The sequence below is a fragment of the Paracoccus sp. MKU1 genome (assembly GCF_001447385.1).
Taxonomy (GTDB): Bacteria; Pseudomonadota; Alphaproteobacteria; order Rhodobacterales; family Rhodobacteraceae; genus Paracoccus.
Genome location: NZ_LLWQ01000221.1, coordinates 112,734 through 129,328, shown reverse-complemented (window position 1 = coordinate 129,328; position 16,595 = coordinate 112,734). Strand labels below are relative to the sequence as shown.

The following is a 16,595-nucleotide window of genomic DNA, read 5'->3' as shown; positions in this document are numbered from 1 at the left end:
CGCGCCCGGGGCGCGGCCTTTTTCCCTGATCCCGGCGGTTACTGGTCCAGGAAGGACCGCAGCTTGCGCGACCGGCTGGGATGCTTGAGCTTGCGCAGCGCCTTGGCCTCGATCTGGCGGATACGCTCGCGCGTGACGCTGAACTGCTGGCCGACCTCTTCCAGCGTGTGATCGGTGTTCATGCCGATGCCGAAGCGCATGCGCAGCACCCGCTCCTCGCGCGGGGTCAGGCTGGCCAGGACGCGCGTGGTGGTCTCCTTCAGGTTTTCCTGAATGGCGCTGTCCAGCGGCAGGACGGCGTTCTTGTCCTCGATGAAATCGCCGAGCTGGCTGTCCTCCTCGTCCCCGATCGGGGTTTCGAGGCTGATCGGCTCCTTGGCGATCTTCATCACCTTGCGGACCTTTTCCAGCGGCATTTGCAGCTTTTCGGCCAGTTCCTCGGGCGTGGGCTCGCGGCCGATCTCATGCAGCATCTGGCGGCCGGTGCGCACCAGCTTGTTGATCGTCTCGATCATGTGCACCGGGATGCGGATGGTGCGGGCCTGGTCGGCGATGCTTCGCGTGATCGCCTGGCGGATCCACCAGGTGGCATAGGTCGAGAACTTGTAGCCGCGGCGATACTCGAACTTGTCCACGGCCTTCATCAGGCCGATATTGCCTTCCTGAATGAGATCAAGGAATTGCAGGCCCCTGTTCGTGTATTTCTTGGCGATGGAGATCACCAGCCGCAGGTTCGCCTCGACCATTTCCTTCTTGGCCTGGCGCGATTCCTTTTCGCCGCGCTGGACCTGGCTGACGATGCGGCGGAATTCCTCGATATCGACGCCGACATGCTGGCCGACCATGGCCATCTCGGCGCGCAGGCTTTCCACCTGGGTGCGGGATTTCTCGAACAGCGCCTGCCAGCCGCGGCCCTTGTTCTGCATCATGCGCTCGACCCAGGTCGGATCGAGTTCGCTGCCGCGATAGGCGTCGATGAATTCGCGCCGGTTGATGCGCGCGGCATCGGCCAGCTTCACCACGTTCGAATCGATGGTGACGATGCGGCGGTTGATGCCATAGATCTGGTCGACCAGCGCCTCGATACGGTTGTTGTGCAGGTGCAGCTCGTTCACCAGCGCCACGATGCGCGAGCGCAGTTCCTGATAGGCGCTTTCCTGCGCGGCCGAGAAGGTGCCGTCCTCGTTCAACGTCGCCGACATGCGGTTGTCCTGCATGTGCGACAGTTCTTCGTAGCCGCGGGCGATGGCCTCCAGCGTCTCCAGCACCTTGGGCTTCAGCGAGGCTTCCATTGCGGCCAGCGACAGGTTCTGGCCGTCGTCCTCGTCCTCGTCCTCCTCGCGGCCCATGGGGTTGCCGTCGGCGTCGAACTCCTCCTCCTGCTCGCGGGCGGGGCCGGCGCTGGTGGCCGGGCGGGTCTCGGTCGGCAGAACCTCCTCCTCGCCATCCTCGTCCATCGAGCGGCCGAAGGTGGTTTCGAGGTCGATCACGTCGCGCAGCAGGATGTCTTCGTCCAGAAGCTCCTGGCGCCACATGGTGATGGCCTTGAAGGTCAGCGGGCTTTCGCAAAGCCCGGCGATCATGGTGTTGCGACCGGCCTCGATCCGCTTGGCGATGGCGATCTCGCCCTCGCGGCTCAGCAGCTCGACCGAGCCCATCTCGCGCAGATACATGCGCACCGGGTCGTCGGTGCGGTCCAGCTTTTCCGTCTCGGCGGTGGCGACGGTCAGTTCGCGCGAGCTCGAGCCGGTGGTCGTCAGCTCGCCGCCCGATTCGGTCTCCTCGGCCTCCTCGTCGTTCTCGACCACGCGGATGTCCATTTCCGACAGCATGGACATGACATCCTCGATCTGGTCGGAACTGACCTGTTCGGGCGGCAGGACGGCATTGAGCTGGTCATAGGTGATGAAACCGCGCTCGCGCCCTTCGGCGATCATGCGCTTGACCGCGGCCTGCGACATGTCCAGCGAAGGATCGTCATCCTTGGGGTCGGGCTTCTGGTCGTCGTCGTTGGCTGCCATGCTGGCTCCCTTGAGGCGATGATTCGCGAATCGGCGAATCGGGATCGGCTATCGGCCGGTTCTAGCGCGAATCGCCGGCGATTCAAAGCCTGCGACCCGGCAGCGGCCAGGGTGATTCGGCGCGGGTGATTCGCGCCTGGTTCAGCGGCGCGGCTTGCGCCAGATCTCGTTCTTCAGCGCCGCCTCCAGGATGGCCCGATAGGCGTCGCTGTCCTCGCCCAGGTCCGACAGATCGGCCAGCGAGGGGTGGTCAGCCTGTTGCCGGGCGCGCGCGGATTGCGCCACGCGCCAAGTCAGGCCCTCGTCGGCCAGCCCCTCGATCTCGGCCTCGGCCCGGGCGATTTCCTCGCGCGCGGCACGACGGGACTCGATCCGGTCCAGGGCGTTGGCAAGGATGTCCGCGGCGGCATCGCCGTCATGCGGGCGCAGGATGGCCGGGGCCGCCCTCACATGGGGGTCGGCCATGATGCTTTCAAGGGCGCGCTGCCCGGCCTGGGACTGCGTGCCGGACAAGAGGTCGTGGATCAGCGCCGCCCGGTCCGCGTCCCGCGGCTCCAACCGCTCCAGCCGCGATTCGACCGCCGCGATCAGCCCGGGATGGGTGGCGCAGATCGCCAGCACCATGGCCTCGACCAGCGCCTCGGCCTCGTGCTCGCCCGCATCGGGCGAGGACAGCCGCGAGGCCCGGGTCGGCGCCGACGGCGCCACCGGCTGGAAGCGGGCATTGCGCCCCTGTCCCTGCCAGCCCTCGCGCGACGGGCGCGACGGGGCGGTGTCGCGGCGGCGGTTGCCGAACAGTTCCCATTTCAGGTTGCGCAGCACGGCATGGTAATGGTCGCGCGTGTCCTTGTCGGGAATCTTCGCCACCGCCTCGCCAAGCGCCTTATCCAGCGCGGCGCGGCGCTCGGGGCTGTCGAAGACGCGCCCCTCGGTCTCGCGCCGCCAGAGCAGATCGACCAGCGGCCGCGCCTCGTCCAGCACGGCCGCCATCGCCCCGGCCCCGCGGGCGCGGATCAGGTCGTCCGGGTCCTGGCCCTGCGGCAGAAAGGCAAAGCGCAGCGCCTGCCCGGGCCCGGTCATCGGCAAGGCCAGGTCGATCAGCCGCATCGCGGCGCGCAAGCCCGCCTCGTCGCCATCGAGCGCGATCACCGGCTCGGGCGAGATGCGCCACATCAGCCGCAGCTGATCCTCGGTGATGGCGGTGCCGAGCGGCGCCACCGCGCCCTCGAACCCGGCGCGCACCAGGGCGATCACGTCCATATAGCCCTCGGCCACGACCAGCGGCTTGCCCTTGGCCACCGCCGCCCGCGCCGGGCCGATATTGTAGAGATTGCGGCCCTTGTCGAAGAGCGGCGTCTCGGGGCTGTTGAGATACTTCGCCCGCGCGTTCGGGTCCATCGCCCGGCCGCCGAAGGCGATGCAGCGCCCGCGCCCGTCGCGGATCGGGAAGGTGATGCGGCCGCGGAAGCGGTCGAAGGGCGCGCCGCCGTCGTCGGGCCTGGCGGCAAGACCTGCCTCGACGATCAGCGATTCGGCGATGCCCTTGCTGCGCAGGGCGTTGAACAGGCCCTGGCGCTGGTCGGGGGCGAAGCCGATGCCGAAGCGTTCGCAGGCGGCCTCATCCAGCCCGCGCCGTTCCAGATAGGCGCGCGCCGGCTCGGCCGCGCCCATGCCCAGCTGCATGCGGAACCAGCGCACCGCCTGTTCCATGACCTCGACCAGTTCGGTGCGGCGGTCGGCGCGCTGCACCTGCCGGGGGTCGCGCTCGGGCATCGGCAAGCCGGCCTCGGATGCCAGCAGTTCCACGGCTTCCAGGAAGCCCATCCCCTCGGCCTCGCGCAGGAAGGTCAGCGCGTCGCCTTTCGCGTGGCAGCCGAAGCAGTAATAGAAGCCCTTCTGGTCATCGACATGGAAGGAGGCGGTCTTTTCGCCGTGGAAGGGACAGGGCGCCCACCAGTCGCCCTTGGCCTGATTCGAGCGGCGCAGATCCCAGACCACCTTGCGGCCGATCACGCGCGACAAAGGCACGCGGGCGCGGATCTCGTCAAGGAACTGGGGCGGCAGGCTCATGCCGTCCTATATCGGATCAGGACCGCCGGTTGAAAAGGGGATTCGCACCCACCGCGCCGCGCACCAGGTCCCAATAGACCGCGACCACGCGCTCCTGGTCCAGCCGCCCGCCCTCGCGATACCAGTTGGTGACGCCGGTCAGCATGGCGATCAACGCCATGGTGGCCAGCCGCGTGTCGGGCACCGCCATCGCGCCCTCGGCCTCGCCGGCGATCAGGATCGCCTCCAGCGCGTCCTCGTAGCGTCGGCGCAGGGCGGCGATCTCGGCGCGGTTTTCCGGCGTCAGGTTGCGCAGCTCCATATAGGACAGGAACACCGCCTCGGGCCGCTCCAGGCTGGTCTGGATGTGAAAGCGCAGGAAGGCCTCCAGCCGGTCCAGCGCCGGGCGCGTCGGGTCGTCGCACCAGGCGGCCAGCAGCTCCTCCATGTGCACCCGCAGCAGGTCGGCCAGCAGCGCCTGCTTGTCGGCGGTATAGGTATAAAGCGTGCCGACCTGCACGCCGACTTCGGCCGCGATCTGCCGCATCGAGACCGCGGCATAGCCGTGGCGCGCGAACAGGCTGCGCGCCGTGTCGCGGATCAGCGGTCCGGTGATCTCTGCCCTTGAGCCCTGGGTTCTTGCCATGCTGCCTTCTAGGCGGCCGGCCGCGCCAAGGAAAGAGCGCATCTTGCCCCCGCCGCCCCCGCAGGCCTATGGTCCGGCACATGAATTTTCAGGGGAACGGCATGAGGCGGATCTGGAGCGCGCTGGCGCTGACGCTGCTGGCCGCCTGCGGCGATGCGGGCGGCGACTATCCCGAGCTGATGCCGACCGACCGGCTGCTGGCCGAGCCCGCCCTGCCCGGCCATGCCGCCGATGCCGCCCGCGACCCCGCAGCGGTCGGCGGTGCGCTGGATGCACGCGGGCAGGCGCTGGCCGGCCGCGCCGGCGCCGGCCCGGTGGCGAATGACGCCGCCTTGCGGCAGCGGGCCGATGCCCTGCGCGCCCGCGCCAAGGCGCTTTCGGAACAGTCGCTCGCCGAGGATTGCCCCGAAGGCAGCGCCGATTGCGCGCCGAACTGAGGAGACCCCCAATGCCGGTCATCACCTGCATCGACGACCTGAAGACGCTCTATCGCCGGCGCGTGCCGCGCATGTTCTACGACTACGCCGAAAGCGGCAGCTATACCGAGGGCACCTTCCGCGAGAACTGCTCGGACTTCCAGCGCATCAAGCTGCGCCAGCGCGTCGCCGTGGACATGACCGGGCGGACCACCGAAAGCACCATGGCCGGGCAAAAGGTCGCGATGCCGGTGGCCCTGGCCCCGGTCGGCATGACCGGCATGCAATGCGCCGATGGCGAGATCAAGGCGGCGCGGGCCGCGAAGGCCTTCGGCGTGCCCTTCACGCTCTCGACCATGTCGATCTGCTCGATCGAGGACGTGGCCGAGGCGGTGCAGGCCCCCTTCTGGTTCCAGCTCTATGTCATGCGCGACCAGGAATTCCTGGAGGCGATCATCGAGCGAGCGAAGCGGGCCAATTGCTCGGCGCTGGTGCTGACGCTGGACTTGCAGATCCTGGGCCAGCGCCACAAGGACCTGAAGAACGGGCTGTCGGCCCCGCCCAAGCTGACTTTGCCGGTGCTGCTGGACCTGGCGACAAAATGGCGCTGGGGCATCGAGATGCTGCGCACCAAGCGCCGTTTCTTCGGCAATATCGTCGGCCATGCCAAGGGGGTGGGCGACCCCTCGTCGCTGATCGCCTGGACGGCCGAGCAGTTCGACCCGCAGCTCGACTGGGGCAAGATCGCCCGCATCCGCGACCTCTGGGGCGGCAAGCTGATCCTCAAGGGCATCAACGATCCCGACGATGCCAGCATCGCGGCGGATTTCGGCGCCGATGCGATCATCGTCAGCAACCATGGTGGCCGGCAGCTCGACGGTGCCGTCAGTTCGATCCGCATGCTGCCGGAGATCGTCAAGGCGGTCGGCGACCAGGTCGAGATCCATCTCGACAGCGGCATCCGCTCGGGCCAGGACGTGTTGAAGGCGCTGGCCATGGGGGCGCATGCCACCCATATCGGCCGCGCCTTCATCTATGGGCTGGGCGCAATGGGCGAGGCGGGCGTGACCGCGGCGCTCGAGGTGATCCGCAAGGAACTGGACATCACCATGGCCCTGTGCGGCGAGCGGGACGTGAAGAACCTCGGCCGCCACAACCTGCTGGTGCCACAGGATTTCCTGCAGGCCTGGGGCTGAGGCGCCGGGTCAGGGCTGCGCGTGCTGACCCTGGCCGTGACCATGCCGCTTGTCCTTGCCGAAGCCCGGGATCGGCAAGCGGCCCAGCAGCAGCGCGGCCAGCGTGGGCAGGCCGACGCCGAACAGCATCAGCCCCAGCAGATCCCGCACCCCGACGGCATTGGCCAATTGCAGCGCCATCACATGCATGAAGTAGATCATGGCCGAGATCGGATCGAGCCGGATCGGCGGCTGCGGCATGGACGTGCCCAGCACCGCCACGAACAATGCCGGCGCCGCGACGTAAGAACTGATCGGGAGATCCAGCATCACCTGATCGCTGCGCCAGGCCTGCACCAGCCAGGCCTCGGCCATCAGCAGCCCGGCCCCGGCGACGGTGGCGGCCAATACCAGCGGGCGCGGCGGCAGCCCCTCCATCCCCAGCCGTGCCACGCGCCGGCCACAGAGATAGCCGATGGCCACGAAGGGAAAGCACATGAAAAGGCCGTTCGAGAATTTCTTCACGCCGATATGCACGATCCCCGACAGAGCGACATATTGCAGCACCAGCCCGATCGCGGCGCAGACCGCCGCCACCGCCAGCAGGATGCGGTATTCATAGGCCGGCGCCACCTTGCGGGCAAAGCCGCGCAACAGCAGGATCACCGCCCCGGCGACCAGGATGCCGGCCATGAACCACAGGTGGAAATAGCCCCAGGCCAGGGTCTTGATCAGCGAGACGACGCCATGCACCTCGTTCAGCCAGAAGGGCAGGTAGATCACCATCCAGAACAAATAGAGCGCCCCCACGCGCGCCAGCCACTTGTTGCCCTTGTCGCGCGCCACCGCCGAATAGAGAAAATAACCCGCGACGATGCAGAAGGCCGGCACCATGACCCGCATCAGCCCGTTGCCGATCATGAACAGCCGCGGCGTCATGTGCGACTGCAACCAATAGGTATGGGCAAAGGCCACCACGACCGCCAATCCCAGCTTGAGATAGTCCAGCGAATGAATACGATGCAACGCGAAAACCCCGGCCCACGTGTGTTGCAATGCTCTGCAACCGCAAGGGCCATCTGACAAGCGTTTTTCGCCTCTCATGCAAGTGTTTTTTCGCTTCACATCCATCTGACGTCGCGCTATAGGCCCCACTTCGGCCATGCACCCTTGGAGGATGGCCGCCATTGAGTAGCACAAGGATACAAACCATGGCCAAAGAGATCCCGGATCTGGTGGCCGAGGCACGCGCGGGGACAGGCAAGGGGGCCGCCCGCCAAGCTCGCCGCGAAGGCAAGGTGCCCGGCATCGTTTATGGCGACGGCAAAGAGCCGCAGCCGATCCAAATCGAATTCAACTCGCTGCTGACCAAGCTGCGCGCCGGCCGCTTCATGTCCACGCTGTGGAACCTGAAGGTCGAAGGCCAGGACGACGTGCGCGTCGTTTGCCGCGGCGTCCAGCGCGACGTGGTCAAGGACCTGCCGACGCATATCGACTTCATGCGCCTGCACCGCAACACCCGGGTGAACCTGTTCATCCACGTGAACTTCGAGAATCACGACGCCGCCCCCGGCCTCAAGCGCGGCGGCACCCTGGTCGTGGTGCGCCCCGAGGTCGAGCTGGTCGTGACCGCCTCGGACATCCCCGAGCAGATCACCGTGGACCTGACCGGCAAGCAGATCGGCGACACCATCCACATCAACGACGTGGTGCTGCCGGCCGGCGTGAAGCCGACCATCGACCGCAACTTCGTCATCGCCAACATCGCCGCGCCCTCGGGCCTGCGCTCGGCCGATAACGAGGAAGCTGCCGCTGTCGAAGGCGAGGCCACCGAGGCCTGATCGCCGGATCCAGCTGCGAATCACATCGGGCGGCACCCCTGCGGGCGCCGCCCTTTCTCTTGCCGTCATGCCCGGCGATTGCTAGGACATCGCGCCTGATGCGAAGGGGAAAAGCATGGAACCGATCCATATCATCGGCGCCGGCCTTGCCGGGTCCGAGGCTGCCTGGCAGATCGCCCGCGCCGGCGTGCCGGTGGTGCTGCACGAGATGCGGCCCCAGGTCGCGACCTTCGCCCACCGCACCGGCGATTGCGCCGAGATGGTCTGCTCGAACAGCTTCCGCTCGGACGACAACCGCATGAATGCCGTCGGCCAGCTGCATTGGGAGATGCGGGCGGCGGGCGGCCTCATCATGGCCATGGCCGACCGCCACCGCCTGCCCGCCGGCGGCGCGCTGGCCGTCGACCGCGATGCCTTCTCGCAGGCCGTGACGCAGGCGCTGCGCGACGAGCCGCTGGTCAGCTTCCAACCGGGCGAGATCCGCGAGCTGCCTGCCGAGGGGCGCTGGATCGTCGCCACCGGCCCGCTGACCTCCGAGGCGCTCGGCCGGTCGATCCGCAGCCTGACCGGGGAAGGCTCGCTGGCCTTCTTCGACGCCATCGCCCCCATCGTCCATGCCGAGAGCATCGACATGTCGATCTGTTGGCGGCAAAGCCGCTACGACAAGGGCGAGACCGAGGAAGAGCGCACCGCCTATATCAACTGCCCGATGACGCGCGAAGATTACGAGGGCTTCATCGACGCCCTGCTCGCCGCCGACAAGACCGAATTCCACGAAGGCGAGACCGCCGGCTATTTCGACGGCTGCCTGCCGATCGAGGTTATGGCCGAGCGCGGCCGCGACACGCTGCGCCACGGGCCGATGAAGCCGGTCGGCCTGACCAATGCCCATAACCCGACCGAAAAGCCCCATGCCGTGGTGCAGCTGCGCCGCGACAATGCGCTGGGGACGCTCTATAATATCGTCGGCTTCCAGACCAAGATGAAATATGGCGCGCAAGTAGATGTTTTCCGGCGTATTCCCGGATTGCAGAACGCCAGTTTCGCCCGGCTGGGCGGCATCCATCGCAACAGTTTCCTGAATTCGCCGCGGCTGATCGACGACCGGCTGCGACTGCGCGCGCGGCCGAACCTGCGCTTCGCCGGCCAGGTGACGGGGGTCGAGGGCTATGTCGAATCCGCTGCCATGGGCCTGCTCGCCGGCCGCATGGCCGCAGCCGAGGCGCTGGGGCACGACCTGGCCCCGCCGCCCGCCACCACCTCGATGGGTGCGCTGGTCAACCACATCACCGGCGGCGCGGATGCGAAAACCTTCCAGCCGATGAACGTGAATTTCGGCCTCTACCCGCCGCTGGACGCGATGCGCGGCGGCCGCAAGGGGCGCAAGGACCGCTACCCGGCCTATACGGATCGGGCGAAAGCCGATTTCCAGCAATGGCTTGCGGGGAAAAGTTGAACCGAACGCGGTTCGCCCCCTCGCCGACCGGCCCGCTGCATCTGGGCCATGCCTTCGCGGCGCTGACCGCGGCGCGGCTGGCCGATCCCGGCCAGTTCCTGCTGCGCATCGAGGATATCGACCAAAGCCGCTGCCGCCCGGAATACGAGGCGCTGATCGCCGAGGACCTGCACTGGCTGGGCCTCGACTGGCCGCAGCCGGTCATGCGCCAGTCCGAACGCCTGCCCGCCTATCAGGCGGCGCTCGACCGGCTTTCGGCGCTTGGCCTGACCTATCCCTGCCGCTGCCGCCGCGCCGATATCCGCGCCGCGCTCTCGGCCCCGCAAGAGGGCGCCGCGCCGGCGATCGGCCCCGACGGCCCGGTCTATCCCGGCACCTGCCGCCACCGCCACATGGCGGATGCCGGGCCGCAGGACGCAATCCGCCTGAACGCGGCCCGCGCGCTCGAGCATCTCGGCCTCGACGTGATCGCCTTTCTCGACGAAAATATCGCGCCCGGCCTACCGTATCGGCTGGCGGCGCGGGATTTCACCACCGGCGTCGGCGACGTGGTGCTGGCGCGGCGTGGCATGGGCACCAGCTATCACCTCGCGGTGGTGGTGGACGACGCTGCCCAGGGCATCACCTTAGTGACGCGCGGAAAAGATCTCCTGGATTCAACGTGGATCCACATCGTTCTTCAGGAATTGCTTGATCTGCCGGTGCCGCGCTATCACCACCACCGCCTGATCCGCGACGAGCATGGCAAGCGGCTCGCCAAGCGCGACGACGCGCGAGCGCTCAAGCTGTTCCGCGACGAGGGCGTCAGCGCCGAACAGATCCGTCAATCGCTGGGGTTCTGAGGCGCCATGATGACGACCTCCTCTCCCCCGCGGATGGCGGTGTAAAAGCAGCTCCGCCGATTGGTATGGCAGGCCGGCCCATGCTGATCAACCAGCAGCAGCAGGCAGTCCCGGTCGCAATCCACCCGCAGTTCGACCAGCTTCTGCACGTGACCCGAGCTTTCGCCCTTGACCCAGAAGCTCTGGCGCGAGCGGGACCAATATGTCACCCGCCCGGTATCCAGCGTCTGCTGCACGGCTTCCGCGTTCATCCAGGCCATCATCAGCACTTCGCCGCTCTGATGATCCTGCGCGATGGCGGGAATCAGGCCGTTCGCGTCATATTTCAGGCTGGCGGGGTCGAACATCGGCTTTCCTTTCGGCTGCACCGCACCTATCTAGACCCGACGGCAGCAAGGGAAAAGGCCATGTCCGACAGCGACCTGATGCAGCTCTATTCTCGGCGCATCCTGGCGCTGGCCTCGGACATCCCGCATCTGGGCAAGCTCGACCATGCGACGGGCAGCGCCCATCGCCGCTCGCCGCAATGCGGCTCCTCGGTGACGGCACATGTGGCGATGCAGGACGGCCGCATCGCCGATTTCGCGCAGGAGGTGCGGGCCTGCGCCCTGGGCCAGGCCTCGGCCGGGGTGCTGGGCCGCGCCGCGCTCGGCCGCTCGCGCGATGAGATAGCGCGCGCCCGTGACGAATTGCAGGCCATGCTGAAATCGGACGGCCCCGCCCCCGCCGCGCCCTTCGAGGAACTCGAGGCCCTGCTGCCCGCCCGCGAATTCCCGAACCGCCACGCCTCGATCCTGCTGGCCTGGGAGGCGCTCCTGGACGCCATCGACGCCTCGGCCTGACCGCTTCTCTGTTGCCCAAATACCCCCGCCGGAGGCGAAAAAAGAAAAGCCGGCCCGCGAGGGACCGGCAGTTGCGCGCATGATCGTCCGGGGGAAGGTTTCGGCCCCAGGCGAAGGGCCGTCGATTGCGCGGGGCAGTAAGCAGGGAGGGAGGATCAGGCTGCCAGGATCGAGGGCAGCGAAAACAGGATGATCGCGGTCACCGAAATCGCAATGGTGCCGAGCAGGTCAGAGAGGGATTCGCGAGTCATGAGGTCTCTCCACGGGTTGTTTATGATTTGTTCTCACGACTCGCCAGCAAAGTAAAGAACTTTTTAAGAACATCGTGCGAACATCTGCACGTACGATGAATGAGGCGTTCCCTTCGCCCTGCGCGACGACTCTGGCCGCAACGCAGGGCATCGCCGCCACGCGGTCCGGCCTGCGGGCGCGATTCCGCGGCTGCTTCGGCCCGAGAACCTCCTTCTGACGCGGTTGAGGCAGCATGGGGCTTGTCGCCGATATCTTCGAAGAAAAACCGGCGCCCGGCCGGTCGACATTCTCTATCGCCCGGTTCGCGGCCCTGATGCCCCGCAGATCGAACGATTACGATTTATAGCCTGTAATCAAACGCATAGGGTGGAGTGGCGACCCCGCCAGGACTTGAACCCGGAACCTAGCGCTTAGAAGGCGCTTGCTCTATCCAGTTGAGCTACGGGGCCGCATGGCGGCAGTCATGGCGCAGGATCGCGGCTGAATCAACCGTTCAATCCGAACCGCGCAGGTCAATCGTCATGAAGACGCTGTTCGAGTCAGGCTGGTAATCGCCAAAGGGCAGGCATTCGACGAAACCCGCCCGGGTATACAGCCCTCGCGCGGCGATGAAGGTGGGCTGCACCCCGGTCTCCAGACTCAGCCGCGCCATGCCCTCGGACCGGGCGTGGTCGATCAGCGCCTGAAGCATGCGGCGGGAATGGCCGCGGCCGCGGGCTTCGGCCAGGACATGCATGGACTTGATCTCGCCATGATCGGGGGCGATGCGCTTGACCGCGCCCATGCCGACCGGCAGGCCGGCCTCGCGCAGTACGAAAAAGGCGATCTCCGGCCCCTCCAGGGCGGCGCGCGGCAGCATGTGGATCGATTCCGGCGGCGTGTCGGCATGCATGTCGGCGGTGTGGCGCTGAAACAGCAGCGCCAGGTCCTCGCCCAAGGGGCTTTCCCGCCCGATCACCAGAGCCCCGTCATCCATCGTCCCGCCTTCCTTTTCGTCGCGCGCCGGACCCTAGCAGCGGCCTGCGGGATTGCGAAGCCCCGCCTACCGCGGCGGCATGAAAAATAAGGATGAATGCGCCCGACAGCCTGTCGCCGCCCGGACGCTTTCCGCGCCGGGCCGGGCGCGAGGGGAAAAGCGGTCCGCCGCCCGGCCAGCCTTGGGAAAACATTCGCCGCCCGCCCATGCAGCAGAAGCCCGACCGCCTTGCCGGGCCCCGGCCGGCCCGTTACCTCTGGCTCGGAAACGGAGGCGCCATGTCCATCGTCATCGAGCACATGACCAAGAGCTTCGACGGCACCGCGGTGCTGCGCGGCATCGATCTGACCATCGAATCGGGCGAGCTGGTGGCGCTGCTCGGGCCCTCCGGCTCGGGCAAGACCACGCTGCTGAAGATCATCGCCGGGCTGGAATGGCCGAATTCGGGCGGGCTGGTGGTGCATGGCGCGGACTGGCTGCATCTGGCGGCGCAGGACCGCCGCATCGGCTTCGTCTTTCAGCATTACGCGCTGTTTCCGCATATGAGCGTGCGCGACAACATTGCCTTCGGCCTGACCGTGCGCCCGCGCGCGCAGCGACCCGGCAAGGCGGTGATCGCGGCCAAGGTGGATCGACTGCTGGAATTCCTGCAAATCGCGCATCTGGGCGACCGCTATCCGGCGCAGCTTTCGGGCGGGCAGCGCCAGCGCGTCGCCCTTGGCCGGGCGCTGGCCATCGAGCCCACGGTGCTGCTGCTCGACGAGCCCTTCGGGGCCTTGGACGCCGCCGTGCGCCGCGACCTGCGCGCCTGGCTGCGCGAGGTGCATGACGAGACCGGCTCGACCACGATCTTCGTCACCCATGACCAGGAGGAGGCCTTCGAACTGGCCGACCGCGTCGTGGTGATGGGCGAGGGCCGGATCGAGCAGATCGGCAATGCCGACCAGATCCACGACCACCCCGCCAGTCCCTTCGTGGCCCGCTTCATGGGCGCGACCATCGAATTGCCGGTCACGCTGCAAGCCGGCCGGGCCGAAGCGCCGGGGCTGGACAGCAGCCGCCTGCCCCGACGCGCCCTGCCCGACGGGCCGGCGACGCTGTTCCTGCGCCCCGCCGATGTGACGCCCCTGGCCGATCCCGCCGGGCGCTGGCAGATCACCCATCGCACCAGCAACGGCGCCCTGCTGCGGCTGGACCTGACCGACGGAACCAGCCGGTTCGGCATCGACCTGCCCCGCCGCGCGCCCGAGGCGCAGGGCTTGGTCCCCGGCGCCCGCGTCAACCTGCGCCCCGAGGCGGGCACGATCTTTCCCGGCCCCCGCACCCTGCCGCCTCAGGCCGCCGCTACCGAATTCCCCCGCAAGGAGAAAAGCCTATGATGATCCGCAAGCTTCACGTCGCCGCGCTGGCCCTGATGCTGGGCAGCAGCCCGGCGCTGGCCCAGGACAAGATCCTGAACGTCAGCTATGACATCGCCCGCGAGCTGTTCGAGGCGCTGAACCCCGAATTCCAGGCCCATTGGAAGGACAAGACCGGCCGCGACGTGACCATCGACCAAAGCCATGGCGGCTCGTCGAAACAGGCGCGCGCGATCCTCGAGGGGCTGCCGGCCGATGTGGTGACCTTCAACCAGGAAACCGACGTGGATGTGCTGGCGCAGAACGGGCTGGTGGCCGAAGACTGGCGCGAGGCCCTGCCGAACGGCGCCTCGCCCTATTACTCGCTGCCCGCCTTCCTGGTGCGCGAGGGCAACCCAAAGGGGATCAAGGACTGGTCGGATCTGGCGCGCGACGACGTGCAGGCGGTGTTCCCGAACCCCAAGACCAGCGGCAACGGCCGCTATACCTATCTGGCCGCCTATGCCTATGCCCTGACGCAAGAGGGCGGCACGCCCGAGAAGGCGCAGGAATTCGTCGGCAAGATCTTCGCCAACGTGCCGGTCTTCGACACCGGCGGCCGCGCCGCCACCCAGACCTTCGCCGAGCGCAACATCGGCGACGTGCTGATCACCTTCGAGGCCGAGACCAAGGGCATCGCCAAGCAATACGAGGCCCAGGGCTTCGAGGCCGTGACCCCGGCGACCAGCCTTTTCGCCGCCTTCCCGGTCGCGGTGGTCAGCGAAAATGCCGAGAAGAACGGCGCCACCGAGGTTGCGACGGAATATCTCAACTGGCTCTATAGCGCCCAGGCGCAGGAGACGCTGGCCGAGAACCACTATCGCACCACCGACGAGGCGGTGACGGCGAAATACGCCGCCGAGTTCCCCGAGGTGAAGCTGCTGACCGTCGACGAGGTCTTCGGCGGCTGGCAGAAGGTGCAAGAGGAGCATCTGGCCGAGGGCGGCATCCTCGACAAGGTCTTCGTCAACCAATGAGCGCCGCCGCCGCGCCCATCCGCGCGAAACGCGTCTTGCCGGGGTTCTCGCTGAGCCTCGGCACGACGCTGCTTTACGTCGCGCTGGTGATCCTGATCCCGGTAGTGGCGCTGGTCCTGAAAGGGGCCGAGATCGGGCCGGCGCGGTTCTGGGCCATCGTCACCGCGCCGCGCACGCTGGCGGCTCTGCGGGTGACGCTGACCGCCGCCGCCGCGGCCACCGTCTTCAACGCCTTCTACGGGCTTCTGATGGCCTGGGTGCTGACGCGCTACGACTTTCCCGGCAAGCGCATCCTGGACGCGCTGATGGACATTCCCTTCGCCCTGCCGACCGCGGTCGCGGGCATCTCGCTGACCGCGCTTTATTCGGCGAACGGCTGGTTCGGCGCGCCGCTGACCGGGGCGGGGATCGAGCTGGTCTATACGCTGGGCGGCGTGATTCTGGCGATGACCTTCACCTCGATCCCCTTCGTGGTGCGCGCGATCCAGCCGGTTCTGGAGGATCTGGACCCGGCGCTGGAGCAGGCGGCGATGACGCTGGGCGCCCGGCCCTTCGCCATCTTCCGCCGCGTGGTGCTGCCGGCGATCCTGCCGGCCTGGCTGGCGGGCTCGACCGTGGCCTTCGCCCGCAGCTTGGGCGAGTTCGGCGCCGTGGTGTTCATCGCCGGCAACCTGCCCTTCAAGACCGAGATCGCGGCGCTGCTGGCCTTCATCCGGCTCGAGGAATACGACTACCAGGGCGCCGCCGCCATTGCGCTGGTGCTGCTGCTCATTGCGCTGATCCTGCTGGCGCTGTCGAACCTGATCCAGTTCCGCGCCGCCCGCCATCTGGAGGCCCGGTGATGAGCACCGTCGCACTCACCCACGCCCCCGGCCAAAGCCGCGCCGTGCCGCGCTTGCTGATCGGGCTGGCCTTCGCGCTGACGGCGATCTTCGTCGTGGCGCCGCTGGCCTTCATCTTCTGGCGCGCCTTCGCCGAGGGCTGGGCGGTCTATCTGGCAAACATCGCCGACCCGCTGGTCCTGCATGCGATCTGGCTGACCACGGTGGTCGCGGTGATCGTGGTGCCGGTCAACATCGCCTTCGGCATCGCCGCCGCCTGGGCCATCGCCCGCTTCCGCTTTCCGGGGCGCAAGCTGCTGATGGTGCTGATCGAGATCCCCTTCTCGATCTCGCCGATCATCGCCGGCATCTGCTATCTGCTGCTTTACGGCCGGCAGGGCCTGCTGGGCCCCTGGCTGGCCGCGCATGACCTGAAGGTGATGTTTGCCCTGCCCGGCATCGTGCTGGTCACCATGTTCGTCACCGCCCCCTTCGTAGTGCGCGAGGTGCTGCCGCTGATGCAGGCCCAGGGATCCGAGCAGGAGCAGGCGGCGGTCACGCTGGGCGCGCGCGGCTGGCAGGTGTTTTCCCGCGTCACCCTGCCCAATATCCGCTGGGCGCTGCTTTACGGCGCGGTGCTGTGCACGGCCCGCGCGGTGGGCGAGTTCGGCGGCGTCTCGGTGGTTTCGGGCTCGATCCGCGGCCAGACCAACACCCTGCCCTTGCAGATCGAGCTGATGTTCAACGACCTCAACACCACCGGCGCCTTTGCCGCCGCCTCGACGCTGACCGTCATCGCGCTGGTGGTGCTGGTGGTGAAGGCCGCTCTGGAAAGCCGCAGATAACGCCTCGTAACTGGCGGGAATGTCAGTGGACTTGACCCG

General features: G+C 67.6%; 16 protein-coding genes and 1 tRNA gene. 10 read left to right on the top strand and 7 right to left on the bottom strand.

All coding sequences use genetic code 11. The features are described from left to right. Positions 1-38: 38 nt before the first annotated feature. The 3 genes from rpoD to AQY21_RS26075 all read right to left on the bottom strand — a co-directional run bounded on the left by rpoD (position 39) and on the right by AQY21_RS26075 (position 4,716). Positions 39-2,021: an RNA polymerase sigma factor RpoD gene (gene rpoD / locus AQY21_RS26085; RefSeq protein ID WP_058100488.1), complete on the bottom strand. Its 1,983-nt coding sequence runs from the start codon at positions 2,019-2,021 to the stop codon at positions 39-41. Positions 2,022-2,162: 141 nt separating this feature from the next. Then, a complete protein-coding gene (dnaG, locus tag AQY21_RS26080; protein ID WP_058100487.1) occupies positions 2,163-4,091 on the bottom strand; it encodes a DNA primase in 1,929 nt (642 codons plus the stop codon). Between the two features lie 16 nt (positions 4,092-4,107). Then, entirely contained in the window at positions 4,108-4,716 is a 609-nt protein-coding gene (locus AQY21_RS26075) for a TetR/AcrR family transcriptional regulator (RefSeq protein ID WP_058100486.1), read from the bottom strand. Positions 4,717-4,817: 101 nt separating this feature from the next. On the opposite strand from AQY21_RS26075, the gene AQY21_RS26070 reads away from it, so the two are divergent. Both AQY21_RS26070 and AQY21_RS26065 read left to right on the top strand, forming a co-directional pair. Next, on the top strand, positions 4,818-5,153 hold the full coding sequence (locus tag AQY21_RS26070; protein ID WP_058100520.1) for a hypothetical protein: 336 nt from the start codon (positions 4,818-4,820) through the stop codon (positions 5,151-5,153). 11 nt (positions 5,154-5,164) lie between these two features. Continuing rightward, positions 5,165-6,328: an alpha-hydroxy acid oxidase gene (locus AQY21_RS26065; protein ID WP_058100485.1), complete on the top strand. Its 1,164-nt coding sequence runs from the start codon at positions 5,165-5,167 to the stop codon at positions 6,326-6,328. A 9-nt stretch (positions 6,329-6,337) separates the two neighbouring features. On the opposite strand, the gene AQY21_RS26060 is transcribed toward AQY21_RS26065, so the two are convergent. Further along, positions 6,338-7,333, bottom strand: coding sequence for an acyltransferase family protein (locus tag AQY21_RS26060; protein WP_058100484.1), 996 nt, complete (start codon positions 7,331-7,333; stop codon positions 6,338-6,340). Between the two features lie 185 nt (positions 7,334-7,518). Here AQY21_RS26060 and AQY21_RS26055 point away from each other — a divergent pair, with 185 nt between their 5' ends. From AQY21_RS26055 to gluQRS, 3 genes are all read left to right on the top strand, one after another. Then, positions 7,519-8,148, top strand: coding sequence for a 50S ribosomal protein L25/general stress protein Ctc (locus tag AQY21_RS26055; RefSeq protein ID WP_058100483.1), 630 nt, complete (start codon positions 7,519-7,521; stop codon positions 8,146-8,148). A gap of 115 nt (positions 8,149-8,263) precedes the next feature. Then, positions 8,264-9,604, top strand: coding sequence for a methylenetetrahydrofolate--tRNA-(uracil(54)-C(5))-methyltransferase (FADH(2)-oxidizing) TrmFO (trmFO, locus tag AQY21_RS26050; protein WP_058100482.1), 1,341 nt, complete (start codon positions 8,264-8,266; stop codon positions 9,602-9,604). Further along, entirely contained in the window at positions 9,601-10,446 is an 846-nt protein-coding gene (gene gluQRS / locus AQY21_RS26045) for a tRNA glutamyl-Q(34) synthetase GluQRS (RefSeq protein WP_152988344.1), read from the top strand. The genes trmFO and gluQRS overlap by 4 nt, the downstream gene beginning before the upstream one ends. Here the strand turns inward: gluQRS and hisI are convergent. Further along, entirely contained in the window at positions 10,428-10,793 is a 366-nt protein-coding gene (hisI, locus tag AQY21_RS26040; RefSeq protein WP_058100480.1) for a phosphoribosyl-AMP cyclohydrolase, read from the bottom strand. The two genes, gluQRS and hisI, sit on opposite strands and share 19 nt — an antisense overlap. 60 nt (positions 10,794-10,853) lie before the next feature. On the opposite strand from hisI, the gene AQY21_RS26035 reads away from it, so the two are divergent. Further along, the gene (locus AQY21_RS26035; RefSeq protein ID WP_058100479.1) at positions 10,854-11,288 is read left to right on the top strand and encodes an iron-sulfur cluster assembly scaffold protein; all 435 of its coding nucleotides are present in this window, start codon (positions 10,854-10,856) and stop codon (positions 11,286-11,288) included. A gap of 624 nt (positions 11,289-11,912) precedes the next feature. Here AQY21_RS26035 and AQY21_RS26030 read toward each other — a convergent pair. Both AQY21_RS26030 and AQY21_RS26025 read right to left on the bottom strand, forming a co-directional pair. After that, positions 11,913-11,989 (bottom strand) — tRNA-Arg (locus AQY21_RS26030). A 44-nt stretch (positions 11,990-12,033) separates the two neighbouring features. Next, a complete protein-coding gene (locus AQY21_RS26025) occupies positions 12,034-12,516 on the bottom strand; it encodes a GNAT family N-acetyltransferase (RefSeq protein WP_058100478.1) in 483 nt (160 codons plus the stop codon). A gap of 278 nt (positions 12,517-12,794) precedes the next feature. Here AQY21_RS26025 and AQY21_RS26020 point away from each other — a divergent pair, with 278 nt between their 5' ends. The 4 genes from AQY21_RS26020 to cysW are packed head-to-tail and all read left to right on the top strand — an operon-like array spanning position 12,795 to position 16,556. Beyond that, a complete protein-coding gene (locus tag AQY21_RS26020; protein ID WP_058100519.1) occupies positions 12,795-13,895 on the top strand; it encodes a sulfate/molybdate ABC transporter ATP-binding protein in 1,101 nt (366 codons plus the stop codon). Next, on the top strand, positions 13,892-14,890 hold the full coding sequence (locus AQY21_RS26015) for a sulfate ABC transporter substrate-binding protein (RefSeq protein ID WP_058100477.1): 999 nt from the start codon (positions 13,892-13,894) through the stop codon (positions 14,888-14,890). The genes AQY21_RS26020 and AQY21_RS26015 overlap by 4 nt, the downstream gene beginning before the upstream one ends. Next, on the top strand, positions 14,887-15,732 hold the full coding sequence (gene cysT, locus AQY21_RS26010; protein ID WP_058100476.1) for a sulfate ABC transporter permease subunit CysT: 846 nt from the start codon (positions 14,887-14,889) through the stop codon (positions 15,730-15,732). The genes AQY21_RS26015 and cysT overlap by 4 nt, the downstream gene beginning before the upstream one ends. Next, entirely contained in the window at positions 15,732-16,556 is an 825-nt protein-coding gene (gene cysW / locus AQY21_RS26005) for a sulfate ABC transporter permease subunit CysW (RefSeq protein WP_058100475.1), read from the top strand. Before cysT ends, cysW begins: the two co-directional genes overlap by 1 nt. Positions 16,557-16,595 lie beyond the last annotated feature (39 nt).

Coding starts and splice junctions, on each gene's coding strand:
- hisI (WP_058100480.1), bottom strand. CDS start 10,793: ATGTTCGACCCCGCCAGCCTGAAATATGACGCGAACGGCCTGATTCCC.
- cysT (WP_058100476.1), top strand. CDS start 14,887: ATGAGCGCCGCCGCCGCGCCCATCCGCGCGAAACGCGTCTTGCCGGGG.
- AQY21_RS26035 (WP_058100479.1), top strand. CDS start 10,854: ATGTCCGACAGCGACCTGATGCAGCTCTATTCTCGGCGCATCCTGGCG.
- AQY21_RS26070 (WP_058100520.1), top strand. CDS start 4,818: ATGAGGCGGATCTGGAGCGCGCTGGCGCTGACGCTGCTGGCCGCCTGC.
- rpoD (WP_058100488.1), bottom strand. CDS start 2,021: ATGGCAGCCAACGACGACGACCAGAAGCCCGACCCCAAGGATGACGAT.
- trmFO (WP_058100482.1), top strand. CDS start 8,264: ATGGAACCGATCCATATCATCGGCGCCGGCCTTGCCGGGTCCGAGGCT.
- AQY21_RS26065 (WP_058100485.1), top strand. CDS start 5,165: ATGCCGGTCATCACCTGCATCGACGACCTGAAGACGCTCTATCGCCGG.
- AQY21_RS26075 (WP_058100486.1), bottom strand. CDS start 4,716: ATGGCAAGAACCCAGGGCTCAAGGGCAGAGATCACCGGACCGCTGATC.
- AQY21_RS26020 (WP_058100519.1), top strand. CDS start 12,795: ATGTCCATCGTCATCGAGCACATGACCAAGAGCTTCGACGGCACCGCG.
- AQY21_RS26015 (WP_058100477.1), top strand. CDS start 13,892: ATGATGATCCGCAAGCTTCACGTCGCCGCGCTGGCCCTGATGCTGGGC.
- AQY21_RS26025 (WP_058100478.1), bottom strand. CDS start 12,516: ATGGATGACGGGGCTCTGGTGATCGGGCGGGAAAGCCCCTTGGGCGAG.
- cysW (WP_058100475.1), top strand. CDS start 15,732: ATGAGCACCGTCGCACTCACCCACGCCCCCGGCCAAAGCCGCGCCGTG.
- AQY21_RS26055 (WP_058100483.1), top strand. CDS start 7,519: ATGGCCAAAGAGATCCCGGATCTGGTGGCCGAGGCACGCGCGGGGACA.
- dnaG (WP_058100487.1), bottom strand. CDS start 4,091: ATGAGCCTGCCGCCCCAGTTCCTTGACGAGATCCGCGCCCGCGTGCCT.